A 25,062-nucleotide genomic window follows, 5' to 3' on the forward strand; every position below is an offset into this window, starting at 1 on the left:
AAATGTTGGCTAAACTATACTTTCGACATAATTCATACCAATCCTCTATGAATTGAAAATTTCTTGGGGAATTTTTTCTGATTATGTCGAATCGATATTTTTCACATATTGTAGGAAGAAAGTGAGGAATGCTATGAGGGAAATGGAGTGATGGTATGAAAAGGCTAATGGTAAGTGGTAGTGTAGTGTTGTTTATGTTTTTATGTTCTATCACTATTACTAGTGCAGAAAATAATAGTGTGAAAGTTGCTTTTATTCGTCATCATAACCTTTGGATTAAAGTTGATGGGAAAGAAATACAGATTACAAAAGGAGAGTACATAACAGGGCCGAAGTGGTCATATGACGGGGAGTGGCTAGCATATGTAAAAGGGAAGAAACAAAGTATTCTTGAGTTATATCGGCTGAAAGATGGAAAAAAAGTTACGCCGTTTCACTCAGAAGCATCGAATTATCAATGGTCACCAACAGAAAATATAATTGCATTTATATTTACAGGTACATTAAATACATTTGATGTAGAAAAAAAGAATGCAGATTTTGAAAATGTATCGGCTGGTGTAGGGGATTATGCATGGTACCCCGATGGAAAGAACTTTCTTGTATCCTCTGAAGCGAACTTACTTCCAACAGGATGGACAGGGGCTCAGCTATATGAAGTGCAAAAAGATGCACATATGAATCCTCACAAAATGAAGCATTTGTATGCATTGCCAAATGAACATGATGATTTTCTAGCGCTAGTAGCAAGTGGCTTTAAGTGGTCACCAGATCAAAAGTGGATTTCATTTTTAGCGGTACCGACAGCTTCATGGTCAGCTGATAGTAATACGCTTTGCTTAGTTCGTGCAGATGGAAGTCGGTTTGAAAAAGTAGATCAAATGTTATTAAACGAACAATGGTTTCAATGGGCACCATCAAAAAATATATTAGCTTATATTGAAGGGAGCGGAAGAGTTACATTAGAAAATAAACATTTAAAAGTAAAGGAATTGCCAGCACTTCAGCAGAACATATTTACGCCGAAAGGATATGTTGATTGGGATTTTGTATGGAAGAACGATAGAGTAATTATCGTTTCACGAGCAAAAGAGGCAGGAATAGAAACTCCACCAGAAAAAAGGCCACTACCATCTTTATATGAGGTCGATAGTACAAGTAATGCACAGCATCAAATCACAAAGAAAACGAACAAGCAAGGGGATTACCACCCGATCTTCATGAAGAAGAGTAATCAATTAATTTGGATACGTTCAGACCGTAAGAAAGCGGATGTATGGCTTGCTCATAAAGATGGGAAACAGGAAAAGAAGTGGATTGAAAATATAGATGTACCAGCGTGGTATTATGAGAAATGGAATTGGGGAAATGTTATCTCGGTGAAATAACAATAAAAAAACTGCCTAAAAAATCATTTTAGGCAGTTTTTTATTGTTATTTATGTGTTTTATTTGGCTTTTTTTTCGCTGGGTTTCCGTTCCCTTGTCGCTTTCTATTTTGTTCATCTTTTGCTTGTTTTTCATGTAGTGTATCTAAAAATTCATTCGAGTTACTCATGTTTATATCTCTCCTTTCATTTTGTCATGATTACTATAACCATTTAGGAGGATAATCATGAGTTAGAAATTAGGCACTTAATTTTCTTCGATAATGTAAGTAAAATATTCCATACATAACAAATAGCATGAGTAAAACTTGTATCTCTACATTTTCTTTTAAAAAAGCTGCGATAGGGTCTGGTAAGTACGGTAATTTATCGTTTGTGCTTAAACCTAACCATTTATTTAAGAGGCTAATGGTACAAAACATAAAAACACCGGACCAGCTTGCCGTAATTGCTTTTTGTTTAATTTTTGTTTCACGTTCATCATCTGCAATCCAAGGATTAGCAGTTTTATCACTACTAAAGAAGCCGTTTATATATCCCCATACAATCATTCCAATAAAGACAATTATCCATTTCATATATGTAATTCTCCTTTCGGTGTAAAAAGTATTTTACATGTAATATTGTAATATTTTACAAACCTTCGTGTCAAACCTTTTTTACATATCGGTTTTTATACAGCAGGAATAAAGAATGCAATAGGGAAGAAATATGTGTGAGGATTTTATAGTAAGAGGAGACTGAATATGAAAATCGTTTTTGTTCGGCATGGTGAAGGTGAACATACAACGGATTTACCAGAAAGTTTACAAGTGTTTGACCCACCATTGACGAGAGTAGGAAAGGCTCAAGCTAAGTTACTTCAACGTGATGTATCATTACAAGAAGCGGATATATTAATTGTTAGTCCTACACTTAGAACTTTACAAACGGCGACAATATGGAGTGCGAAAGTAGCTTGTCAAAAAATAGTCCATCCATATGTATCTCCACGTATTTTTCCTTATCGAGAAGGAGCGAAAACATTACCGTGCGATTATATAGTAGATCAGGGAATGATAACAAAGTTATTTCCGCATTTTTCGATAGAGAAAAGCTCAAATAATCAGTTATGGAAGGAAGGTATAAACACTATTTCAGAGAATAGTTTTCAGCAAATAGTAGATGAATTTCTTCTTTGGTGTTATGAACTGGGTGCGGAAAGAATTTGCATTGTATCTCACGATGGAACAATTACAGCATATAGGCAATATTTACATAAAGTCGTTTTAACTAGATCAGATTTTTTGAAAGAAACAGGTATATATGAAATGGATTTATCCCATAAAAGTCTGATTGATAAGGGCTGATTATAGGATGGAGGTTGTTTGTTGAATATTGCATTAGTAGTTGGTTTTAATTCGGATTTAGAGGCGCAATCAATACGAGCATCTCTTGAGTATTTTGGTGCAAGAGTTGTGACATATTGGATTGGTAGACCGAAAGATTTTGTGGGAGTTCTTTCTGGAAAGAACTTATTTAACGATATTAATTATATTATTTTTTGCTTTCATGGTGAAGAAGGGAAGTTTGTCATGGAAGAGTTAGGCGAAGAAGTATATGAACAAGATGAACCGAGAGGGTATTTTGGTAAAGCAGAAATTTATAAATATGCAAAATTGCATAATACACATATTGTAAATAGCGGGTGCACATTAGGGGAGCAAAAACTTGCAAAATCTTTTTTACATAGTGGTGCAAAATCATATATTGGATCGATTGATTATGTAGATGGAAATGCAGCACTTATGTTTACTATACGCTTATTTTATGGGGTTATTAACCATGGGAAAACGTTAGAAGAAGCGTTTCAAGAAGCGAGTTTAATTGATGAGGAGACACATACATTTCGATTCTATAATTAGTGTGAAACACGTTTATTCTATATTCGAATAAACGTGTTTCACATTTAACTCACAATTTTTTTGCATTTTTTTCAATGAAAATGATTATCACCTGTGGTATGATATGTTCAAGTTTTTACAGGTAATAAAAGTTACTATATAAACGTTAGTTTTTAATGTTTCATACACATGTCATGAATTATTCATAATTAACGTTTGAAAAATGAGTAACTAATGTTATTATATTAACTGTAACTAACTTAATTACAACTTTAGGAGGAAGATATGGTTATTCAATTTTTAAGAGAAAACAAAGCAGTTTCTTTTGTATTAGCAGTAATTCGAGTATATCTTGGTTACACATGGTTAATGGCTGGAATCGGTAAACTACAAGGAAAAGGATTCGATGCAACAGGTTATTTGCAAGGCGCAATTGAAAAATCTAAAGGTGCACAACCGGCTGTTCAATCTTGGTGGGCATCATTCTTACAAGAATTTGCAATTCCAAATGTAGATTTGTTTAATACGCTTGTAACATGGGGAGAAATTTTAGTCGGAATTGGTTTAATTGTAGGCTGTTTAACAAAAACAGCGGTCTTTTTTGGTCTTGTAATGAACTTTTCCTATATGTTTAGTGGGTCAATTGGTGTGAACCCTGAGATGGTTATCTTATCTATGTTTGTTCTTGTTGCCGGTATGAACGCTGGGAAATTTGGAATGGATGGCTTTGTTATCCCAAAAGTATTAGGATCAAAAACTCAAAAACGCCAAAAGCAAGCTGCTTAATATATGAAAATGGGTATCTCACAATGAGATACCCGTTTATGTTATTTTTCAATTTTGATCGGATTGTTCTTAAAGAAGTCTTGTACATACCCGACAAATTCTTGTGGTTCTTGGCGAAATGGTGCATGATAACCTTTTTCAATAATATGTAAAGTGCTATTTTTTAAGAATTGATGATACGTTTCTCCTTCTTTCCAAGAAACGCTACTATCATTTCTGCCCCATATAATTAAAGTTGGCTGTTTCATTTCATTCGCATTAATTTTAAGACGTCTAGGCCATAGTTTCATTTTGTTATAATGTTCTTCATCATTACGTTTGAATTTCACTTTGCTCTCATCATAATCTGTAATAGAAGAAACGGCATTTAAATCAGTCGACAATTGTGGTTTTGGTGAGCCTTGTTTAGTAACGAATGTATGAGGGCCACCTGTAGCATCAGTTAAAATAAGGTGAGTAACTGCTTCAGGATATAAATATGTTAAATTTAGAGAAATTTCTCCCCCCATGGAATGCCCCAGTATTGCGAATGAATCATATCCTAGTTTTTTCATTAATTTATAATACAAATTTGCATGAGTTGGAAAAGAATAATAAAAATCCATTGGCTTAGATGAGCGCCCGAATCCCAAAGCATCTACAGAAATAATTGTATGATCTTTTGCTAAATCGGAGTAGATCTTTTGAAAACCATCTGATGACCCTCCAAAGCCATGAATCATAAGTAAAGGTGGTTTTTCATTACCCATCTTTTTAAAGTAAATGGTTTGACCATCTATTTCTACCATTTTTTCCTCGGTAGCTAGTTTCGCTGTAATTGTATTTTTAACTTGCTTTACTTGTTCTACTGGCTTTTCTGCTGCACTACATCCTACTAATAGTGTAAGAGTAAGACAACCTACCATAAAATAGCTAAATCGCTTCAATTAGGTGTCTCCTTTCTAACATAACGCTGTATCTATCATAGCAAATAGCATATTACGATTTCCAGGAAGTTGGCTACCATTTTTTATCATAAGAGGTGAAAGGAGCGTTTCTTGGAAATTTTCTGTTTGAAGAAATTGACGAAATGTAAATTGTGAGTGTGGGACATCAATTCGTACTATACCATTCCAACATTCACATATCTTTTTTAATAATTGAATAGAATCTTCTTCTTGCTTGGCGATAAGTGGATTGATACATAATATATTGCCCTTTCGTATGCATAATGAAAAAGCTTCTATACAGTTATTTCTTTCAATTTTAAAAGAGTGTACGGCCCTTGGTAATAGCAAAGAGTAAAGTAGAGAACGATTCATACCAGTTGCAATTTGATCGAGAGAAGTAAGAGATATAAGGTCTTCTTCTTGTACTTGTTGTAAGTGAGAAGGGGACGTCTTAATAGCTTGCTTTTCAAAACGATGAATCGTTGTTGCTGTTTGAAATCCGCATGATGTGTATAGAGGTTCGCCAGCTTTTGTCGCAATAAGTGCAATGGGTTGTTTTGGATGAATTTGTTCCAAGCAATGATTTAGCAACATGCGCCCGATTCCGCGTCCTTGAAAATTAGGGTGAACGATTAACATACCAATGGAAGTGAAGTTACTTGTAAAGGGAAATACTCCTCCAGTCGCAATGAGTTTGTTTTCATGAATGTAACCTACAAGTGTGCCGATAGAAAGATACATTTCGAATTGTTTTTTCATAAAAATTTCATCGTGTAACCATCCAACAGATTTGCAAAGATTAAGTAATTCAAAAATAAAAGATTCATTTAGCTTTACTATTTTCATAAAGGCTCACCGCATTTCTATTTATTTTCATAAACATAGAGTCAAAATGTAAAAAAAGAGATTTACGTTAAATGAAATCCAACTTGTTTATATTTAAATTGTAAAGGGCAGGATAGTTGATACGAAGAGACAAAGTTATACAAATTATAACTGATATTTACATAAGTTAACAAAAAATTTACATACAGCTAATTTTCTCTTAATAGTCTTCCATTAAATTTGATAGTGGGAAATGAATAACCTAATTAGGGGGACAAGACAGTGAAAAAGTTTGTGAAAAAAGCATGGCCATTTGCAGTTGTGGCATCATTAGCAGTTACTTCGGTAGCAACATGGAATTTTACTCGTTCTAGTGAGGTTAATGCAGATGAGAACGGAAGCAATGCAAAGATTAAAAATGTTATCGTATTAATTGGGGATGGTATGGGCCCTTCATATATGACGGCTCACCGTTATATGAAAGATAATCCAAAAACCTTTGAAATGGAATCTACAGAATTTGATAAGCATCTTGTAGGAACACAAAAAACATACCCAGAAGATGAGCATGAAAATATTACAGACTCTGCATCAGCAGCAACAGCTATGTCAGCAGGGATTAAAACATATAATGCTGCAATTGCAGTTGATAATGATAAAGCGGAAGTGAAAACGGTTCTTGAGCAAGCGAAAGAAAAAGGGAAATCAACGGGACTTGTTGCAACTTCTGAAATTACACATGCAACACCAGCTGCTTTCGGTGCGCATGACATTAGCCGTAAAAATATGGACGCAATTGCAAATGATTATTTTGATGAGAAAATTAAAGGGAAGCATAAAGTAGATGTTATGCTTGGCGGCGGCGTAAAGAACTTTGTTAGAAAAGATCGTAATCTTACAGAAGAGTTTAAGAAATCTGGTTATAGCTATGTAACGGATCGAGATCAATTGTTAAATGATAAAAATGATCAAATTCTTGGTTTATTTGCACCAGGTGGATTAGATAAAATGATTGACCGTAATGATAAAACACCTTCATTAGAAGAAATGACTAATGCAGCAATTGAGCGTTTGAACAAAAATAAAAATGGTTTCTTCTTAATGGTGGAAGGAAGTCAAATCGACTGGGCTGGACATGATAATGATATCGTTGGTGCAATGAGTGAAATGGAAGACTTCGAAAAAGCTTTCAAAGCAGCGATTGAGTTTGCGAAAAAAGATAAAAATACGTTAGTTGTTGCAACGGCAGATCACGCTACAGGTGGATTATCTTTAGGTGCCAATGGCGAGTATAACTTTAAAGTAGATCCAATTAAAGCTGCAAAACGCACACCAGACTTTATGGCAAATGAGATTGCAAAAGGTGCAAATGTAGAAGAAACACTGAAAAAGTATATTGATTTACAATTAACTCCAGAAGAAATTCAAGCTGTAAATGATATAGCTCCGTCAAAAGATGTAACAAAGATTGATAATGCAATTGAAGATATTTTCAATAAGCGCTCGGTTACAGGCTGGACAACTGGTGGACATACAGGGGAAGATGTGAACGTGTATGCATTTGGTCCAGGTAAATACTTATTCTCAGGCGTTCAGGAGAATACAAATATAGCGAAACGTGTCTTTGATATTGTTGGCGGCGGCGATCCGAATAAAGGAAGACGTTAATTAAGAGCGAAAGTGAGGCGAAATGCCTCACTTTTCTTTTTAGGAGTTGGGAATATGGGGAAGTTATTTAGAAAATTAAGATTCCTTCTAGTATTTGTAGTATTAATAGTTGGATGTCAACAAGAAGAGAATAACGTAGAACAAAAATCTACTACTAAAAAATCTGAGGAAAAGGTACAAATAACAAAAGAAGAAGAGAGATCTATTCAAGATGTTATTACTACATTTGTGCGAACGACAAATGAAAAAAATCTTGCAGAACATATGGAGTTATTTTCAAAGAAGATGCCTAGTGCTGAAGACTTAAAAACACAAAAAGAAGCCGCATTTCAAAAGGGAAATAAGAAGATTGAATTGGAACATATAGATATGAAAGCTAGTAAAGTAGGGTATGTTATTGTTGAAACGAAAGAAAAGGAAGTAGACGATAGTGTCACTCTTCAAAAGAAAGTACGGTACGCTCTTGGAAAAGAAGATGAGAAATGGAAGATTGAAGAGGTTCGCACGATAGAGAAAAAATAACGTGAAACTTTCATAAGTGTGGGGGTCGTACTTCCCAAACTGGTAGAAAAAAGGTTCTCATTGGCGAGAACCTTTTTTTATAGTGGTAGCATAATTTGATTTGAGCATGCCTCAATATCATCAATATCTTGACGAATTGTGGCCATTTTATTATCAAGATCTTCAGCTTTCATTGCTGCATCATGTAGTTCATCTTTTAAATACTCCGGTATTTTCCCTTCATATTTATAATAAAGTTTGTGTTCTAAACTTGCCCAAAAGTCCATTGCCAGTGTACGTAACTGAATTTCTGCAAATACATCTTTTGTACCAGAATTTAGTGATAAAGGATATTTAATAATCATGTGTAAACTTTTATATCCGTTTCGTTTTGGGTTAGCGATATAATCTTTTACTTCAATGACTTCCATATCTTCGCGTTTTTGAATGACTTCTTTCAAATGATAAATATCTTCTACGAAGCAACATGTAATACGAATACCAATAATATCTTGTAAATGTGTTTGAGCGTTTTCAACTGTTGGTAATAAGCTTTTGCGTTCTAGCTTTTTAATAATACTTTCAGGTTGTTTTAGTCTTGTTTTTATATGTTCAAACGGGTTGTAATCCTCTAGAAATTGAGCTTCCCGGTTCATAATTTCAAATTTAGTTTTTAACTCTTCTAAAGCAAATGTATATGGTAATACAAAAGCTTTCCAGTAGTTAACTGTTGATTGATTATATTCCATTTATATACACACCTTTTCCTATTTACAAGTGAGGTTGTTATTATACTAAATACCAAATCATATAAGCACAAGCAGCAAATGATGAGATCATAAAGCGATATTTAGTTTTCATACTTTCAACTCCTTTCGAGTAAGATTCTATATAAATAAACGTGATTGTTAATAAGTTCACTATGTACAATTTCTATAGTAATAGATTCGTGTGAATTTCGTATGAACTAATTGTTTCAGCTTTTTGTCTTTTTTGCTGTTAATCATAATTATTATTCGGATTTAAAGTGTTTTCATTTGATTTATCCATTTGTATAAATTAATGTATATTTAAATTTATAGTTATTAAGGAGGATATATGGTGAACTTTGAAGAATTAGCAATTGCTAGACGTTCTGCAATGAAATTTATACAAGGTATAGAAATCCCTGATGAGGATTTTAAAAAAATATTTGAGTTAACTAAGCTTTCTCCATCTTGCTATAATTTGCAGCACACACATTATGTTGTAATTCGTGATCAAGAGCGAAAAGAAAGATTAAAAGAATTAGCGTTCGGTCAATATAAAGTATCGAGTGCATCAGCGGTAGTGCTCGTTTGTGGTGATAAAAGAGCATACCAAAATGTTGAAAATATTTACTTCGGTATGAAAGTTTTAAAAATGATTGATGAATGCGAATATGAAGATACCATTAGGCAAACGAAAGGTTTATATGAAGGAAAAGGAGAGCGTTTCATGGAGGATGAAGCGATTAGAAATGCTTCGTTAAGTGCGATGACTTTTATGTACGCAGCTAAATATTATGGCTATGATACATGTCCAATGATTGGTTTCGATGAAAAAGCAGTACAAAGTGAATTAAATATGCCAGAGCATGTAATACCTGTTTTAATGATTACGATAGGGAAAAGTGATACGACTAAAGTTCGTCCAAGAGGATATCGAAAGCCAATTAGTGAGTTTGTTACATACGAATCGTTTTAATAAAATTTATTTAACTATAAAAACAAGGGGATTCTAAATAGAATCTTCTTGTTTTTGCAATTGACAAATAGAATGAAGTTTTATAATATATAAATCGTAATCATTACGTTTTAGTGTGCAATCTTTGAAAGAAAGGAGAATTACCTATGCGTGTAAATATTACATTAGCTTGTACGGAGTGCGGTGATCGTAATTATATTTCTAAAAAAAATAAACGAAACAATCCAGAACGTATCGAATTAAAAAAATATTGTCCACGATTAAAGCGAGTAACGTTACATCGTGAGACGAAGTAGAAGACTAGAGATATCTCTAGTCTTCTTTTGTTAATAAGTTTTGGTTTTCTTTGTTATAATTACCTTAAATTGTAACAAAGGAGAGGGTATGGTGAATCAAAAAGATAAAGAAAGAAAAGAGCACGTAGCTCATATTATTGAAATTCCAGATGAATATAGGCTTGTTGTAGATGATCAAGAAGGGGTTGATGACCCGTATCATCTATTATGGTGGGGACATAAAGATGATGAGGAGAAACAGATACAAATTACATTAAATAGACATACTGGTAATTTAATTGAATTTAGGATAGATGATGGAAATTCTTTTTCGAGTGATAAGGGAGCGATAGAGGAGAATAAAGCAAGAGAGGTTGCAAATACATTCTTAAAAAAATATACAAAAGAAGGATATGAATTCTATACATATGTAACGGTTAAGGACGACAGGCGCGGTTGGAAAGAAGTAAATTATATGCAAGAAGTGAATAGCTATCCATTGCCGAATACTGGGTGTGTTGTGCGAGTGCACCCTTCAGGTAATGTTGTGCATTTTCATTACAATGGACAAAAAGCCATAGAGAAAAAAACGTTATGGCCAAGTGAAATTGTTGGGGAGAATATCGTTTTAGAAAATTTGAAAGCTAGACAAGATATGAGACTTGTATTTGTAGATTTAACATACTCTTCATGTGAGTATGAAAACGGGGAAGAAGTAAAAGGGTACCATCTTGTATATGAACCAGAGCCTAGTCATGCGTTTATTGATGCAAGTACAGGTAAAGATTTATATGGGCCAGAACACTATAAATTACCTTCTACAGTACTTGTTGATAAACCGCTAAAGAGTAGTCAAAAAAAAGATGTGTTTGATTTATTTGATTGGGACAAGGGGAAGTTTGTCAAAATAGATGAAAAAGTAGATGAGGATGAAGTCCGGATAAAATTTGTATTAAAAGAAGAATTACAAAAAGAAATAGAAGAGAAGGATTCATATTCAATGGATGAGTTTTATAAAAAACATTTTCCAATGTTGAAACATAATGAATTCGTTGTAATTACTCTAGATAAAGAAACAAATCAATTGCTTTCTTTTTTTATGTGGAAGGATGAGAAAAAAAGGAAAACAATCTTATCAAGAGAGCAATGTTTAAGCAAGGCACTTCAATTTTTAGAGCATATTATCCCAGATGCGACAAAGTATGTTCAACTTTGGGATAATTATGAGGAGGAAGAGGGGATAGAGAGGTTTTCCTTTTCAATCTATGTAAATGACATTCATGTAGAGCGGAAATATATTATGATCAACATCAATGCAGAAAATGGAGCTGTGATGCACTACTCTGGAGAGTCTGGCAACTTTATAAAAGAATTACTTACATATGAAACAACACCAAAAGTAACAAAAGAAAAAGCGTTAGAAATATACAGAGAGGCTATCCGAGTTAAATTAGAATGGTTTTTAGATCATGATGCAGAGGAAACCCAGTACAAACTACTGTACAAACAAACGACAGATGAAAAACATAAAGAACCTTTTGATTGTAGTCGGGAAATTCGTTATATTGATGCTCAAACTGGGAGAAAGATTTGGAGTAAGTAAAATAAAAAGAGTTATTTTTCAAAGAAAAAAAAAAAAACTCCAAAGAATATAATAAATAACTCTGTTCATTTTTCAAAAGTAAATGCCTGTTCGTTTTTCAAAAGTAAATGTGATAGGAAGATCGGAATGAGAACTATCGTTTTTAAATGTTACTTTCCATTCTTTAGTATGGGCTTTAATTTCAAAATTAAGAAGATTCATTGCTCTACGTTTATCTATTTCTAAAAACATATTATGAATTTCCGGTTCTTGCTGTAAATTAAGAGCCTTTAGTGTGACTGTAAATGTGAAAAAATTCTGCCCTTCATATACTATCCTTGCTATTTTTGTTTTTTGTGTATTTAACACTACATAAAAACGGTCTGATTGAGTTAATTGTACAGAGTCATCGGTAATTTCATTCTCGTTAGTTTGAAGTTCAACTAAGAAAGATGTACTACGGGAAGAATCTGTTTTGCTTGTAATATGTAATTCAGTAGGAATCATGGGTATTTCATAAAACTCATTTTTTATTATAGTATTGTAGTCTTCTGAAAATTTACGAACTTCTTTTGGAAAAGAGTCTTCTTCTTGTGTATTTAAAAAGGTTTTATGTTGCTTTGGAAATTTTTTATTAAACTTTAATGTTTCTTTAAAGTAATAATTGGATCCAGTCAAAAATAAACAACTACAAATTAATAAAAAAATTCGATACGGATTTTGAAAGTGAAAGAAAAATAGTATACATGTAATAATTCCAATTACATAGAGAATAAAGATAAGTAGTTCTAGTTTTGAGTGAAAGGAAAAACCATAGTTATGAAAAAATTTCATTCCAGTTATAATTTGAGCTCCAAAAAATAAAGAAATTCCAAATTGAAAAAATAATAAATCAGGCCCTCTTTTAATAACAAAAGTAATGAACGAAATGAAAAGTAAAAATCCCCCTAAATAAATTGTTACATTTAATAATCGATCTAATGTAATCATGAATAGTGTCCCCTTTAATAGCATATTCATATATAAATAACAATTTCTTTTAATTATAATATAACAATAAAATATTTTAAATGTTAGAAGTGTTGAGTTTTATAAATAAACTGTACAGACACAAACAACCTCACGCCTACATACACATAATAAAGACCACTATTTTGGCGGAGGTGAAAGGTTTGAGTCTATTCGCCGCAATTGGATATATGGTTCGAGAAGTGTTTGTCTTTGTTTCTTATGTAAAGAATAATGCGTTCCCGCAGCCGTTATCATCAGATGATGAGAGAAAGTACTTAGAGTTAATGGAGCAAGGTGATGCTCAAGCGAGAAATCTTTTGATTGAACATAATTTACGGCTTGTAGCTCATATCGTTAAAAAATTTGAGAACACAGGAGAAGATGCAGAAGATTTAATTTCAATTGGTACGATCGGGCTCATTAAAGCGATCGAGAGCTATTCTGCAGGAAAGGGAACAAAGCTTGCGACGTATGCAGCACGCTGTATTGAAAATGAAATTTTGATGCATTTACGTGTACTAAAGAAAACGAAAAAAGATGTTTCACTTCATGATCCGATTGGGCAAGATAAAGAGGGCAATGAAATATCGCTTATTGATATATTAAAATCAGAGTCTGAAGATGTAATTGATATGATTCAGCTTAGTATGGAGTTAGAAAAAATTAAAGAGTATATCGATATTTTAGACGAAAGAGAAAAAGAAGTGATTGTGAAACGTTTTGGACTTGGGCTAGATAAGGAGAAAACACAGCGGGAAATCGCTAAGGCGCTTGGTATTTCTAGAAGCTACGTATCAAGGATTGAAAAGCGTGCTTTAATGAAGATGTTCCACGAGTTTGTAAGGGCAGAGAAAGAGAAAAAAGCGAAAGAGTAAAGTGTATTAGAAGCAGCCATATTTTAAAAGGGGCTGCTTTTCTTATTGTAAATAAGAAAAGAAAACGCGTTATGCTAAGAAGAAATACATGTTCACTGTTGAAAATGACGGATTCTATCTGTAATATTAGAAGGTGCTAAATAATTTAAGAATAATACCATACTTAGTTTTCTGTATGTATAATAAGGCTGCTTTATATGATATGTGGGAATAAGAACCAATTTTACATATGATATAGAAAGAAAAGAAGGGAAAACTAAAGTTATAGACTGATTAGGGGGTTTCGCAATTTGCGACGTACATTATATCGACTTATGATAGAACTTACAAATGGTCGCTTTACTTCTTATATATTACGTAAATTTGCACAATCTCGTTTGAGCTCTATCATTATTCCATCGTATGCGAAAGTTTTTCAAATTAATCAAGATGAGATGGAAAAGGGCTTGAAGGAATATAGAACATTGCATGAATTATTTACGCGTAAGCTAAAAGAAGGAAAGCGTAGTATTGATACAGATGCATCGAGTATCGTTAGTCCTGTTGATGGTGTTTTTGCAGATCATGGTCCTATTGAGGATACAAAAACATTTGATATTAAAGGAAAGCGCTATTCAATTGTGGATATGCTAGGTAATGAAGAACGTGCAACGCGATATGCAGGCGGTACATATATGGTAATTTATTTGAGTCCAAGTCACTATCATCGCATTCATAGTCCGCTTTCTGGTTCTGTGACTGAAAGATTTGTACTCGGTAGAAAATCATATCCGGTAAATGCAGCTGGTATGGAATACGGGAAAGAACCGCTGTCAAAAAATTATCGTTCTGTTACAGAAATAAGCAGTGATGGTGAGCATATGGCTCTTGTAAAAGTAGGTGCCATGTTTGTTAATAGTATCGAGCTTTTGCATGAGAGAGATACTGTTCAAAAAGGTGAAGAAATGGCATACTTTACATTTGGTTCAACAGTTGTGTTATTGTTTGAAAAAGATATGATAGAAGTAGTGCAGGAATTAAAGAGTGGACAAGAGCTTCGTCTTGGTGAAAAAATAGCTACTCGATTAGCTCATAAATAAAGAAAAGCTTTTATAACCGTAAGTAAGAGTTATGGGCAAAGATACTTAATGATGAAATCCCCTAGATGGGAGTACTTGTTTATTCGAGAGCCATCGTAGGATGGCTCTTTTTACAGGGCATCCAATAATTTATCCTGTAACTGTTTGATTGGTACGGGCTAATTAAACTTTCACTTTATATGTAATCAAGAAGATTTGACAAGCTTGTCCTCTAATGAGCGTCTAATGATTTCTTGTTTTATAAGTAAAATGAAGTCGGGATTTAATTTTAGTTCTTTTGCTTTATAATAAGACTCAGTGAGTAACTCAGTGGATAACTGTTCCATATGTTTTGTTTTCAAGGTGAGTCACCTCCTAATAATATAAGGATTGATTCGTTGATGCATTTAATGTACCAAAAAAATATGACAGTCACAAACGGGTGGTTATCCACATACCTAGGTGGATAAAGTGTGTATAGTTTGTTAGTAAATTCCAAATTAACTGAAAAATTAATGTGGAAAATGTGTACAATTTTATCCACAGGTTATATATCGAAAAATGTTGTCGAAAAATTTTATGAAAAATCCTCAAAGAGGTGAAAGAAATTGAAACTATTTTTACCAAATGAATATGTGAAAAATGTATATCATGTTCAACCAGAAGATTTAAAAAAACGTGGGATTAAAGGTGTTATTACTGATTTAGATAACACTTTAATTGAATGGGATCGTCCAAATGCAACCCCGCAACTTGAAAAATGGTTCTTGAAAATGAAAGAGCACGGCATCCAAGTAACGGTTGTTTCAAATAATAATGAGCAACGTGTAAAAGATTTTGCTGACCCATTAGGCATTCCATTTATTCATAGTGCACGTAAACCATTTGTTCGAGCGTTTAAGCGTGCGATACAAGAGATGCATTTACAGGCAGAGGAAGTTGTGGTAATTGGAGATCAGTTACTGACTGACGTGCTTGGTGGAAACCGAGTAGGGCTTCATACAATTTTAGTTGTACCGGTAGCACAAACGGACGGATTAGTGACGCGCTTTAATCGAAAAATTGAACGCAGAATTATGAAAAATATGAAGAAAAAAGGTTTAATTAACTGGGAGGAATAAAGTTTGACTGAAACAATTAAATGTATTGGTTGCGGTGTAGAAATTCAAACAGAAAATAAAAACGAAGTGGGGTATGCTCCTACCTCATCTTTAGAGAAAGAACAAGTTATTTGTCAACGTTGTTTTCGCTTGAAGCATTACAATGAAATTCAAGATGTATCGTTAACAGATGATGATTTCCTACGCATTTTAAATGGAATTGGAAAATCAGATGCATTAGTAGTCAAAATTGTAGATATTTTTGATTTTAATGGTAGCTGGTTACCTGGTTTACATCGTTTCGTAGGAAATAATAAAGTATTACTTGTTGGAAATAAAGCTGATTTAATTCCAAAGTCAGTAAAACATGATAAAGTAAAGCATTGGATGCGCTATAGTGCAAAGCAACTAGGATTAAAACCAGAAGATGTCTTTTTAATTAGTGCAGCGAAGGGACAAGGAATTGCTGAACTAGCAGATGCTATTGAGTATTATCGCGGCGGCAAAGATGTTTACGTTGTTGGATGTACGAATGTAGGGAAATCGACATTTATTAATCGTATGATTAAAGAATTTAGTGATGAGACTGAAAATGTAATTACAACATCTCATTTCCCAGGAACAACACTTGATTTAATTGATATTCCATTAGACGAAGAATCTTCTTTATATGATACGCCAGGTATTATTAACCACCACCAAATGGCTCATTATGTTGGAAAGCAAAGCTTAAAGCTTATTACACCAACAAAAGAAATTAAGCCGATGGTATTCCAATTAAACGAAGAACAAACGTTATTCTTTGGTGGATTGGCACGTTTTGATTATGTAAGTGGTGGTCGTCGTGCGTTTACTTGTCACTTCTCGAATCGCTTAACAATTCATCGTACAAAGCTTGAGAAAGCAGATGAATTATATAAAAATCATGCTGGGGATTTACTAAGCCCACCAACGCCAGAAGAATTAGCAAATATGCCTGAGCTAGTGAAATACGAATTTAATATTCGTGAACCTAAAACGGATGTTGTATTCTCTGGATTAGGATGGGTTACTGTGAACGAACCAGGAGCAAAAATTGTTGCACACGTACCAAAAGGAGTAAGTGTTTCACTACGTAAATCTTTAATTTAATATGGAGAGGGATTTATGAAACAATTATATGGTGTAATCGGAAATCCAATTGGACATTCATTATCACCCGTTATGCATAACAATGCATTTGAACACTTGAATATGGATGCCCATTATCATGCGTTTCTTGTTGAAGAGGAAGTGCTAGGGGAAGCAGTAAGAGGTTTAAAAGCATTAGGTATTTCAGGATTTAATGTAACAACTCCGCACAAGGTTGCTATTATGGAGTATTTGGATGAGATTGACCCATTGGCAAGGAAAATCGGTGCAGTAAATACAGTGGTTCATAAGAATGGAAGGTTAATTGGCTACAACACAGATGGGATTGGTTTTGTTCGAGCGTTGCAGTCAATTAGTCATGAACCACTTCAAGGGAAACGTATTTTGTTACTTGGTGCAGGTGGTGCTAGCCGAGCTATTTATTTTTCTCTTGCTGATGTAGGTGTAAAAGAGATTGATGTAGCCAATCGTACAGTAGATAAGGCGAAAGAACTTATTGCTGCACGTACGGCCGATGTTAATTCTGTTGCTTTGTCGTTAGAAAAAGCGACAGAAGAACAAGGGAATTATGATATTATCATTCAGACGACAACAATAGGTATGCATCCACACGTCGAACATACGCCATTACAAATTTGTTCGTTAAAAAAAGGAACGATTGTATCAGATATAATTTATAATCCATTTGAAACGAAAATTTTATGTGAGGCAAAAGAGCAAGGTGCAATCATTCAAAATGGTATTGATATGTTTGTGTATCAAGGAGCACTTGCATTTGAAATGTGGACAGGACGTGTACCGAATATCGGGAGAATGAAACAATTAGTTATAGAAAAGCTTGGAGGCTAACATATATGTTAACAGGAAAACAAAAAAGATTTTTACGTGCACAAGCACATCATTTAACACCAATTTTTCAAGTAGGAAAAGGCGGAGTAAATGAAAATATGATTAAACAAATCGCAGATACTTTAGAAGCTCGTGAGTTATTTAAAGTAAGTGTATTACAAAACTGTGAATTTGATCGCCGTGAGGTTGCGGAAGAACTTGCAAAAGGTGCACGTGCTGAAATCGTTCAAGTAATTGGAAGCACAATCGTTTTATACAAAGAATCAAGAGAAAATAAACAAATTAAGCTTCCTCGATAAAAAGATTAGCATGCGCTATTTTTATCGCTGATGCGTAATGATGTAGAGAGCGAAACCAATTGAACTTTTATTAATAGCAACTCTCTTCATTCCTAACCAAGGAGAGTTGCTGTATGTAAAAGGAAGGGGCGTTTCTTTTGAGGAAAATTGGCATCATTGGCGGTACATTTGATCCGCCTCACTATGGACATTTGCTAATTGCAAATGAAGTATATCACGCTTTGGATTTGGAAGAAGTATGGTTCTTGCCAAACCAGATTCCGCCACATAAACAAGGACGTAATATTACAAGTATAGAAAGACGTTTACATATGTTAGAGCTCGCGACTGAGGCAGAAGAACACTTTTCTATTTGTTTAGAAGAGTTAAGCAGGAAGGGCCCATCTTATACGTATGACACTATGTTGCAATTGACGAAGAAGTATCCGGATGTGCAGTTTCACTTTATTATTGGTGGGGATATGGTTGAGTATTTACCGAAGTGGTATAACATTGAAGCTTTACTTAATCTTGTAACGTTTGTTGGAGTTGCGAGACCTGGGTACACATTGCATACGCCGTATCAGATTACTACAGTGGAAATTCCGGAATTTGCAGTTTCTTCATCCTTATTACGTGAGAGATATAAGGAGAAGAAAACGTGTAAATACTTACTTCCTGAAAAAGTACAGGTATATATCGAGAGGAATGGGTTGTATGAATCGTGAGAATGCACTTCATATTGTTAAACAACAAATGCATGAAAAACGTTATACACACACAATTGGTGTAATGGAGACAGCGATTGAGCTGGCTAAGTTATACGGTGTGGACGAGAAAAAAGCAGAGATGGCAGCTATATTCCATGATTATGCGAAATGTAGAGCGATTTCAGAGATGGAAGAGATTATTAAACGTGAAGATTTGCCGAAAGATTTACTTTGCTATAATAAAGAGTTGTGGCATGCGCCTGTTGGGGCATACTTAGTAGAAAAAGAGGTAGGCATTACGGATTCTGAAATTTTGCAAGCTATTACATATCATACAAGTGGTCATGAGAACATGACAATGTTAGATAAAGTGATTTATGTAGCTGATTACATTGAGCCAGGGCGAAAGTTTCCAGGTGTGGAAGAGGCTCGTAAACTCGCATATACGGATATAAATCAAGCTTTATTATTTGCGTTAAAGAAAACAATTCAATTTTTAATGGAAAAAAATCAGACGATTTATCCATTAACATTCCAAACATACAATGCAGTTATCAAGGAGGAAATGAGTAAATGAACGATAAAGATTTATTAGTATTAGCGGCAAAAGCAGCTGATGATAAAAGAGCAGAAGATATGGTTGTCCTAAATATGCAAGGTATTTCACCAATTGCAGATTATTTCATTATTTGTCACGGTAATTCAGATAAACAAGTGCAAGCAATTGCACGTGAAATTAAATCAAAAGCACATGAGTTCCAAATCGACGTACAACGTATGGAAGGTTTTGACGAAGCACGTTGGGTATTAGTTGATCTTGGAGATGTAGTTGCTCATGTATTCCATAAAGATGAGCGTAATCACTATAATTTAGAGCGTCTATGGGGCGATGTGCCACGTGAAGATATTACAGAAGAGCTAGGCCAATGAAATACGAACAATTTGCATTGTTGTACGACGAACTAATGAATGATGTCCCTTATGATAAATGGGTGGAATTCACAGAGGAAAGCCTGCAGCAAGCAGATATGAAAGAGGCAAAAATTCTTGATGTAGCATGCGGTACGGGTAATGTAACCCTTCCGCTTGTGCAAAAGGGTTACGATTTAATAGGTGTCGATCTTTCAGAAGAAATGTTAACAGTCGCTCAGCAAAAACTGGGAGCAGAGGGATACTTTATTCCTTTTTATCAACAAGACATGCGAGAGCTTGATGTTCCAGGTGAGTTTGATTGTGTAACCATCTTTTGTGATTCATTAAATTATGTATTGCAAGAAGATGGAGTGCAAGAAACATTTAGAAGAGTATTTCACCATTTACGCCAAGATGGCTTGTTTTTATTTGATGTACATTCTTTATATAAAATACATCATGTATTTCAAAATGAAACGTATACAGTGAATGGAGAAGAAATATCTCTTATTTGGAATTGCTTCCCTGGTGAAGAATCAAATAGTGTAGAGCATGATTTAACATTCTTTGTTCAAGATCCAGAAGAAGATGTGTACCATCGGTTTGACGAATGTCACGTGCAACGTGCATATCAAGTGGAAGAGTTAACGAAATGGCTTGAAGAAGCAGGTTTTACAGTGCTTCGTGTAACAGGTGATTTTGAGCGACTTGAAGTTACAGAACAAACAGAGCGTATTTTCTTCATGGCGAAGAAAAACGGATAAAGTGAAACTTTAATCAGCGGGGTGCGAAGCTCCCCGCTGATTATTAGTTGAACCAATCGGGCTTTTACGGGCAGCCCGACCCCCTCCTAACTTCTTTGCTTTCGCTGAGTTTTAAGGTGGGGATCTTACTGGCCGTTAATGCGGGATAAAACAAAAGCAACCGAGAAGGTTGCTTTTGTTTTATAAAGAAGATGTATTTTTAGTTCTAGCATAATCTGAAGATCGTATGCGTAAAGTGTGGGAATAGTAGTTGAAGTGAAAATGTATTGTAAAAAAGTAATTATTTATAAAAAGGATTTGGAATGTAAATGACGTATTTATTATGTGTGTTTATTGAATTGCTGATCAACGCATTCTAAATCTTCATCAAATTTTTCATGTGTTCGCTCGATTAACTTATGGAACATATCTCCAACGTGTTCTTCTAAAACCCGAATGCCTTCCCCAGTAACGCCGCCTTTCACGCAAACCTTTTCTTGTAAGGTAGGTAATGTGAAGATTTCTTTTTCAAGTAATTTCCCCATCCCCACGACCATTTCACTTACTAAAGTAGTAGCCTCTTCGTGTGTAATATTTGTTTTATCTACAGCAGCGTTAATGAAGCATTGTAGTAAATAACTAAAGAAAGCAGGACCGCAACTTGCTATATCAGATGAAACGCGCGTTATATCTTCTTCTATTACAAGAGGTGTAGAAATGTTTTTGAATAGACGAAGTAATTTTTGTTGCCATTCTTCAGAGCAATTATCTCCAAATGTAAATAGTGAGGCGCCAGAGAGGGCGCGGTTTGTGATACTTGGAATGATACGCGCGACGTGACAAGGTACGAGAGTCTCTAATTGTGATGGAGATATTGGACTCGTAATAGAAACTAAGCACGTTTCATCAGAAAAATGTTCAGCGTATTTTTTTAGGATAGGGTATATATCTATCGGCTTAACGCAAATAAAAATAAGTTGTGATTGTTCGATTACTTCCGGGATTGTTTTTGCTATATGAACAGAAGGGTATTTTTCTTTTATATGATATGCTTTGGCAGGCGTCCGATTAATGATTGTAAGGCACGAAGGTTTGACAGCACGGGTTTCTAAAAATGCATCGATTAGTATATTCCCCATGTTTCCTGTCCCTATAATTCCTATGTTCAAAGTTTCATCCCTCCTTCGTAACAGCTTTCTCCTAAACAATATGAATGATGTTATAAATTTATGATTAGAGGTGTAAAATGATGTGGGATTTTCCGAAAAAGTGGTTAGGTTTAGTAGCTATTATTGGAACTTTACTTTTTCTTGTTTTTTGGAAAACGAATCAGAGTGTAGAACGAACGCCTATTACAATGAATGTGCAAGAGAAGGAGATAGAAAAAAAGGGTAAACCGAAAATATCGGATACAAAGGAACAGAAAAGAACAATTATAATTGATGTGAAAGGAGCGGTTAATAAAGAAGGGGTATATGAAATGAAGGAAGGAGATCGCGTAAAGGATGCGGTTCAAAAGGCTGGTGGTTTTTTATCAGAAGTAGATATCAAAAAAGTGAATTTAGCACAAATTGTACAAGATCAAATGCTTCTTTATATACCGAGTAAAAATGAGTCAGAACAAGGGATGTTTACTTCTTCTAAGGAAGATGGCAAGATTCGAATAAATACAGCAGCGAAGGAGCAATTGGAAAAGATTACAGGAATTGGCTCTCGAAAGGCAGAAAGTATTTTGAAATATCGAGAAGAACATGGTCCGTTTCAGAAAATAGAAGATTTATTAGAGATTGATGGGATTGGTGCGAAGTCTCTTGAAAAGATAAAAGATCAAATTATTATTCCGTAAAAGATTGACGAAGTTTTTCTTCTTTCGCTACACTACAAGTAGACAAAAAAGTAGGTGAAAAATATGGAACGAATTTCATGGGATCAATATTTTATGACGCAAAGCCATCTACTATCGTTACGTAGTACATGTACAAGGCTTGCGGTAGGAGCGACAATCGTTCGCGATAAACGAATTATTGCTGGTGGATATAATGGTTCGATTAAAGGTGGCGTACATTGTATAGATGATGGTTGTTACGTAATCGATAATCATTGTGTTCGGACAATTCATGCCGAAATGAATGCTTTATTACAATGTGCCAAGTTTGGTGCGAAAACAGAGGAAGCAGAAATTTACGTTACGCATTTCCCTTGTTTACAATGTTGTAAGGCAATTATTCAAAGTGGTATTACAGCGGTTTATTATGCGCAGGATTATAAAAATCATCCATACGCCATAGAGTTATTTGAACAAGCGAATGTAACAGTGAAGCACGTTCCGCTAGAATATGATATTGCTGCATTAGAGGAGCAAAAACGTTATACGGAGTTAAAAGAATTATTTGCGTCTTTAGAAAAAGATAATTTATCAATGGAAGAATTACAGCATGTATTCACGAAAGCAAAAATGATGCTATAAGGAGTGAGTATAAGTTGCAGGAACAATGGGGGTATGTTGCAATCTCGTTTATAATAGGGATTGCAATTGCCTTTTCCTCGTCACTTTTATTGATAGTTTTTTGCCTCTTTTTAAATATTTTCTTCTGTTTATATCGCACTTCGCGTAAAACCTTCTTTTTTTGCATTGTAGCGTGCTTTAGTGGCGCTATATACACTTCTTATGTTCAAGGGTGGAATAAGTCTCTAGGAGAGTCCTATGGAGTTACAAGAGGTGTTATACAAAATACACCGCTTGTTAATGGCGATCGCCTATCTTTTCAATTTGAAGATCACAATAAAAATATAGTGCAATTAAGTTATAGAATAAAATCAGCTCTGGAAAAGGAAAAAATGCAACAATTATACGCAGGGATATCATGTGTATTCGAGGGTGAGAGGAAAGAACCACAAACAGCTCGGAATTTTCATGGTTTTAATTACCGTGATTATTTATACAAGCAACATATTCATTTCACATTTGAGGCTACATATATTTCTGAATGCTATAAAACATCACTGTCGCTTATGCAATGGATTCTCCTTTTGAGGCAACAAGCAATCTCGAAAGTTACAGAAATGTTTCCAGAGCAATCAGGTGCTTTTATGAATGCGTTACTATTTGGTGATAGACAACAAATGACGTTTGAAGTGGAAGAGCAATATCAACAGTTTGGTCTTATACATTTGTTAGCAATTTCAGGTTCGCACATTGTATTGTTAATGGGGATAGTATATTTTATTTTGCTAAGAAGTGGTGCGACGAGGGAGGTAGCAACAATTTGCCTTATCGTCTGTATTCCTTTGTATATGGTTTTAGCAGGGGCGTCACCATCTGTTATAAGGGCTTCTATAGCAGGAGTTTTGATGTTGATTGCTTTTATGTGCTCGATTCGTTTATCTAGTTTAGATGCTTTAAGTGTAACAGCTATATGTATGCTTATATATGACCCTTATCTTGTTTTTAATATTGGATTTCAGTTTTCTTTTGTAGGTAGCTTCGCTTTACTTTTGTCTGCTCCGTTCTTATTAGGGAGTAGCAACGGAGTAATCCGAAATTCTATTTATATTTCTATCATTTCACAGCTCGTTAGTACTCCGATTTTGTTATATCACTTTGGTTATTTTTCTCCATATAGCATTTTCCTCAATCTCTTATACGTTCCGTTTTTATCTATCATTGTATTACCATGTAGCATTATTATTTTACTGTGTATGCCAATTGTCCCGTTTCTCGCAAAAGGATTTGCGAATGTATTATCAATAGGCTTGAGTATGTCTAATGATTTTCTAAGTTATTGTGAAAGTTTACCATTTACCCAGCTTGTTTTTGGGAAAACGCCCTTCAATCTTGTAGCTGTATATTGCGCGAGTATTGTCAGTATATTGATGGTTTGGGAAAGGAGAGCGCCGAAAAAAATGGTGTGTATAGTTGTGAGTGTATTTCTTTTTATTAGCACGTGTCATTATGTATATCCATATTTTAGAGGAAGCGGAAGTGTAACATTTATTGATGTTGGACAAGGTGATGCAATATTAATTCGCCTTCCGTATGATAAAGGGATTTATCTTATTGATACAGGTGGAACGCTTCGTGTTAATAAGGAAGAATGGCAACAAAAAAAGCATGAATTTTCTGTTGGAAATAATGTTTTAATACCCTATTTACAAAAAGAAGGTATTAAAACAATTGATAAATTAATCGTAACGCATGGAGATGCAGATCATATAGGTGCTGCGCAAGAATTATTATCATATATACCTGTAAAAGAAGTGGTATTTGGCCGAAAGGGAAAAGATGCAGTATTAGAAAAAGTAGTAAAGAAACAGGCATTAGAAAAGGAAATGAAAATAACTGAAGTGGGGGAAGGGGAGAGTTGGAGTGTAAATGAAGCTGAGTTTTTCGTTTTAGCTCCAAAAGGAAAAGAAAAAAGTGAAAATAATGCTTCAATTGTAATATGGGCAAAATTTGGAGGATTGACGTGGCTATTTACAGGCGATTTAGAAGAAGAAGGAGAGCAGTTTTTAGTATCTGCGTATCCAGATTTGCGAGTGGATGTTTTAAAAGTTGCTCATCATGGAAGTAATACGTCATCTATAGAGTCTTTTTTGAACGTTATACAGCCCCGTGTAGCGATTATATCTGTTGGTAAGCAGAATAGATATGGACACCCGCATAAAGAAGTAATAGAACGTTTGGAGAAGATGGGGAGTGCGATATGGCGCACGGACAAGCAAGGTGCTATTTCCTATGTTTTTAAAGGGGAAAATGGAACCTTTCAAAGTAAAATCACATATGATAAGTCATATAATAGGTGAAAAAGAGAAGACTGCCATGAAGTGGCAGTCT

Annotated in this window: 30 protein-coding genes; 22 read left to right on the top strand and 8 right to left on the bottom strand. The window is 34.5% G+C overall.

Going from position 1 to position 25,062, the window contains the following annotated elements; genetic code table 11:
* Positions 1-155 precede the first annotated feature (155 nt).
* Positions 156-1,388 (top strand): TolB family protein, encoded by a 1,233-nt coding sequence (locus DN403_RS11685; RefSeq protein WP_000826290.1) that lies wholly within the window; start codon positions 156-158, stop codon positions 1,386-1,388.
* Between the two features lie 46 nt (positions 1,389-1,434).
* On the opposite strand, the gene DN403_RS11690 is transcribed toward DN403_RS11685, so the two are convergent.
* Both DN403_RS11690 and DN403_RS11695 read right to left on the bottom strand, forming a co-directional pair.
* A complete protein-coding gene (locus DN403_RS11690; RefSeq protein ID WP_000071866.1) occupies positions 1,435-1,557 on the bottom strand; it encodes a DUF4023 domain-containing protein in 123 nt (40 codons plus the stop codon).
* A gap of 69 nt (positions 1,558-1,626) precedes the next feature.
* The gene (locus DN403_RS11695; RefSeq protein ID WP_149185485.1) at positions 1,627-1,965 is read right to left on the bottom strand and encodes a phosphoglycerate mutase; all 339 of its coding nucleotides are present in this window, start codon (positions 1,963-1,965) and stop codon (positions 1,627-1,629) included.
* A 168-nt stretch (positions 1,966-2,133) separates the two neighbouring features.
* On the opposite strand from DN403_RS11695, the gene DN403_RS11700 reads away from it, so the two are divergent.
* From DN403_RS11700 to DN403_RS11710, 3 genes are all read left to right on the top strand, one after another.
* Positions 2,134-2,736, top strand: a complete 603-nt coding sequence (locus tag DN403_RS11700) for a histidine phosphatase family protein (protein ID WP_000706247.1) — start codon at positions 2,134-2,136, stop codon at positions 2,734-2,736.
* Between the two features lie 18 nt (positions 2,737-2,754).
* The gene (locus DN403_RS11705; RefSeq protein ID WP_149185486.1) at positions 2,755-3,291 is read left to right on the top strand and encodes a delta-aminolevulinic acid dehydratase; all 537 of its coding nucleotides are present in this window, start codon (positions 2,755-2,757) and stop codon (positions 3,289-3,291) included.
* 264 nt (positions 3,292-3,555) lie between these two features.
* Positions 3,556-4,056, top strand: coding sequence for a DoxX family protein (locus tag DN403_RS11710; protein ID WP_000236608.1), 501 nt, complete (start codon positions 3,556-3,558; stop codon positions 4,054-4,056).
* Between the two features lie 41 nt (positions 4,057-4,097).
* Here the strand turns inward: DN403_RS11710 and DN403_RS11715 are convergent, their stop codons facing one another.
* Entirely contained in the window at positions 4,098-4,982 is an 885-nt protein-coding gene (locus DN403_RS11715) for an alpha/beta fold hydrolase (RefSeq protein ID WP_149185487.1), read from the bottom strand.
* A 15-nt stretch (positions 4,983-4,997) separates the two neighbouring features.
* A complete protein-coding gene (locus DN403_RS11720; protein WP_149185488.1) occupies positions 4,998-5,831 on the bottom strand; it encodes a GNAT family N-acetyltransferase in 834 nt (277 codons plus the stop codon).
* A gap of 261 nt (positions 5,832-6,092) precedes the next feature.
* On the opposite strand from DN403_RS11720, the gene DN403_RS11725 reads away from it, so the two are divergent.
* Positions 6,093-7,478 carry an alkaline phosphatase gene (locus DN403_RS11725; protein WP_000714908.1) on the top strand — a complete coding sequence of 462 codons (1,386 nt, stop codon included), beginning with the start codon at positions 6,093-6,095 and terminating at the stop codon, positions 7,476-7,478.
* A gap of 54 nt (positions 7,479-7,532) precedes the next feature.
* Positions 7,533-8,000 (top strand): hypothetical protein, encoded by a 468-nt coding sequence (locus DN403_RS11730; protein WP_000517093.1) that lies wholly within the window; start codon positions 7,533-7,535, stop codon positions 7,998-8,000.
* Positions 8,001-8,077: 77 nt separating this feature from the next.
* Here DN403_RS11730 and DN403_RS11735 read toward each other — a convergent pair whose 3' ends face one another.
* The gene (locus tag DN403_RS11735; RefSeq protein ID WP_000456230.1) at positions 8,078-8,728 is read right to left on the bottom strand and encodes a GTP pyrophosphokinase; all 651 of its coding nucleotides are present in this window, start codon (positions 8,726-8,728) and stop codon (positions 8,078-8,080) included.
* A gap of 349 nt (positions 8,729-9,077) precedes the next feature.
* On the opposite strand from DN403_RS11735, the gene DN403_RS11740 reads away from it, so the two are divergent.
* The 3 genes from DN403_RS11740 to DN403_RS11750 all read left to right on the top strand — a co-directional run bounded on the left by DN403_RS11740 (position 9,078) and on the right by DN403_RS11750 (position 11,582).
* Complete coding sequence (locus DN403_RS11740; RefSeq protein ID WP_000245980.1) at positions 9,078-9,704, top strand: nitroreductase family protein; 627 nt, start codon at positions 9,078-9,080, stop codon at positions 9,702-9,704.
* Positions 9,705-9,850: 146 nt separating this feature from the next.
* Entirely contained in the window at positions 9,851-10,000 is a 150-nt protein-coding gene (rpmG, locus tag DN403_RS11745) for a 50S ribosomal protein L33 (RefSeq protein WP_001265617.1), read from the top strand.
* Between the two features lie 88 nt (positions 10,001-10,088).
* Positions 10,089-11,582, top strand: coding sequence for a YcdB/YcdC domain-containing protein (locus tag DN403_RS11750; RefSeq protein WP_002082134.1), 1,494 nt, complete (start codon positions 10,089-10,091; stop codon positions 11,580-11,582).
* A gap of 72 nt (positions 11,583-11,654) precedes the next feature.
* On the opposite strand, the gene DN403_RS11755 is transcribed toward DN403_RS11750, so the two are convergent.
* Positions 11,655-12,551 (bottom strand): hypothetical protein, encoded by an 897-nt coding sequence (locus tag DN403_RS11755; protein ID WP_149185489.1) that lies wholly within the window; start codon positions 12,549-12,551, stop codon positions 11,655-11,657.
* A 182-nt stretch (positions 12,552-12,733) separates the two neighbouring features.
* Here DN403_RS11755 and sigK point away from each other — a divergent pair, with 182 nt between their 5' ends.
* Positions 12,734-13,447, top strand: coding sequence for an RNA polymerase sporulation sigma factor SigK (gene sigK, locus DN403_RS11760; protein ID WP_000051382.1), 714 nt, complete (start codon positions 12,734-12,736; stop codon positions 13,445-13,447).
* 290 nt (positions 13,448-13,737) lie between these two features.
* On the top strand, positions 13,738-14,526 hold the full coding sequence (locus DN403_RS11765) for a phosphatidylserine decarboxylase (RefSeq protein ID WP_001254999.1): 789 nt from the start codon (positions 13,738-13,740) through the stop codon (positions 14,524-14,526).
* A 185-nt stretch (positions 14,527-14,711) separates the two neighbouring features.
* Here DN403_RS11765 and sda read toward each other — a convergent pair whose 3' ends face one another.
* Positions 14,712-14,867 carry a sporulation histidine kinase inhibitor Sda gene (gene sda / locus DN403_RS11770; protein ID WP_000850094.1) on the bottom strand — a complete coding sequence of 52 codons (156 nt, stop codon included), beginning with the start codon at positions 14,865-14,867 and terminating at the stop codon, positions 14,712-14,714.
* A gap of 246 nt (positions 14,868-15,113) precedes the next feature.
* On the opposite strand from sda, the gene DN403_RS11775 reads away from it, so the two are divergent.
* The 8 genes from DN403_RS11775 to DN403_RS11810 all read left to right on the top strand — a co-directional run bounded on the left by DN403_RS11775 (position 15,114) and on the right by DN403_RS11810 (position 20,249).
* Positions 15,114-15,626 (top strand): YqeG family HAD IIIA-type phosphatase, encoded by a 513-nt coding sequence (locus DN403_RS11775; protein ID WP_000765315.1) that lies wholly within the window; start codon positions 15,114-15,116, stop codon positions 15,624-15,626.
* Between the two features lie 3 nt (positions 15,627-15,629).
* Complete coding sequence (gene yqeH / locus DN403_RS11780) at positions 15,630-16,736, top strand: ribosome biogenesis GTPase YqeH (protein WP_149185490.1); 1,107 nt, start codon at positions 15,630-15,632, stop codon at positions 16,734-16,736.
* 15 nt (positions 16,737-16,751) lie between these two features.
* Positions 16,752-17,585: a shikimate dehydrogenase gene (gene aroE / locus DN403_RS11785; protein ID WP_000812104.1), complete on the top strand. Its 834-nt coding sequence runs from the start codon at positions 16,752-16,754 to the stop codon at positions 17,583-17,585.
* 5 nt (positions 17,586-17,590) lie between these two features.
* Positions 17,591-17,884, top strand: coding sequence for a ribosome assembly RNA-binding protein YhbY (gene yhbY, locus DN403_RS11790; RefSeq protein ID WP_000955224.1), 294 nt, complete (start codon positions 17,591-17,593; stop codon positions 17,882-17,884).
* Between the two features lie 137 nt (positions 17,885-18,021).
* A complete protein-coding gene (nadD, locus tag DN403_RS11795; RefSeq protein WP_001226031.1) occupies positions 18,022-18,591 on the top strand; it encodes a nicotinate-nucleotide adenylyltransferase in 570 nt (189 codons plus the stop codon).
* Positions 18,581-19,150: a bis(5'-nucleosyl)-tetraphosphatase (symmetrical) YqeK gene (yqeK, locus tag DN403_RS11800; protein WP_001078483.1), complete on the top strand. Its 570-nt coding sequence runs from the start codon at positions 18,581-18,583 to the stop codon at positions 19,148-19,150. Before nadD ends, yqeK begins: the two co-directional genes overlap by 11 nt.
* A complete protein-coding gene (rsfS, locus tag DN403_RS11805; RefSeq protein WP_000998173.1) occupies positions 19,147-19,503 on the top strand; it encodes a ribosome silencing factor in 357 nt (118 codons plus the stop codon). Before yqeK ends, rsfS begins: the two co-directional genes overlap by 4 nt.
* Entirely contained in the window at positions 19,500-20,249 is a 750-nt protein-coding gene (locus DN403_RS11810; RefSeq protein WP_000873064.1) for a class I SAM-dependent methyltransferase, read from the top strand. The genes rsfS and DN403_RS11810 overlap by 4 nt, the downstream gene beginning before the upstream one ends.
* Before the next feature lie 320 nt (positions 20,250-20,569).
* Here the strand turns inward: DN403_RS11810 and comER are convergent, their stop codons facing one another.
* Complete coding sequence (gene comER / locus DN403_RS11815; protein WP_001020554.1) at positions 20,570-21,397, bottom strand: late competence protein ComER; 828 nt, start codon at positions 21,395-21,397, stop codon at positions 20,570-20,572.
* Positions 21,398-21,474: 77 nt separating this feature from the next.
* Between comER and DN403_RS11820 the strand changes: the two genes are divergently transcribed.
* The 3 genes from DN403_RS11820 (at position 21,475) to DN403_RS11830 (ending at position 25,031) form a co-directional block, all read left to right on the top strand.
* On the top strand, positions 21,475-22,074 hold the full coding sequence (locus DN403_RS11820) for a helix-hairpin-helix domain-containing protein (protein WP_000989935.1): 600 nt from the start codon (positions 21,475-21,477) through the stop codon (positions 22,072-22,074).
* A gap of 63 nt (positions 22,075-22,137) precedes the next feature.
* Positions 22,138-22,695: a ComE operon protein 2 gene (locus DN403_RS11825; RefSeq protein ID WP_000439773.1), complete on the top strand. Its 558-nt coding sequence runs from the start codon at positions 22,138-22,140 to the stop codon at positions 22,693-22,695.
* A gap of 14 nt (positions 22,696-22,709) precedes the next feature.
* Positions 22,710-25,031, top strand: a complete 2,322-nt coding sequence (locus DN403_RS11830; RefSeq protein ID WP_001157828.1) for a DNA internalization-related competence protein ComEC/Rec2 — start codon at positions 22,710-22,712, stop codon at positions 25,029-25,031.
* Positions 25,032-25,062: the final 31 nt, after the last annotated feature.

The organism is Bacillus sp. AY2-1, assembly GCF_008368965.1.
Classification (GTDB): domain Bacteria; phylum Bacillota; class Bacilli; order Bacillales; family Bacillaceae_G; genus Bacillus_A; species Bacillus_A thuringiensis_S.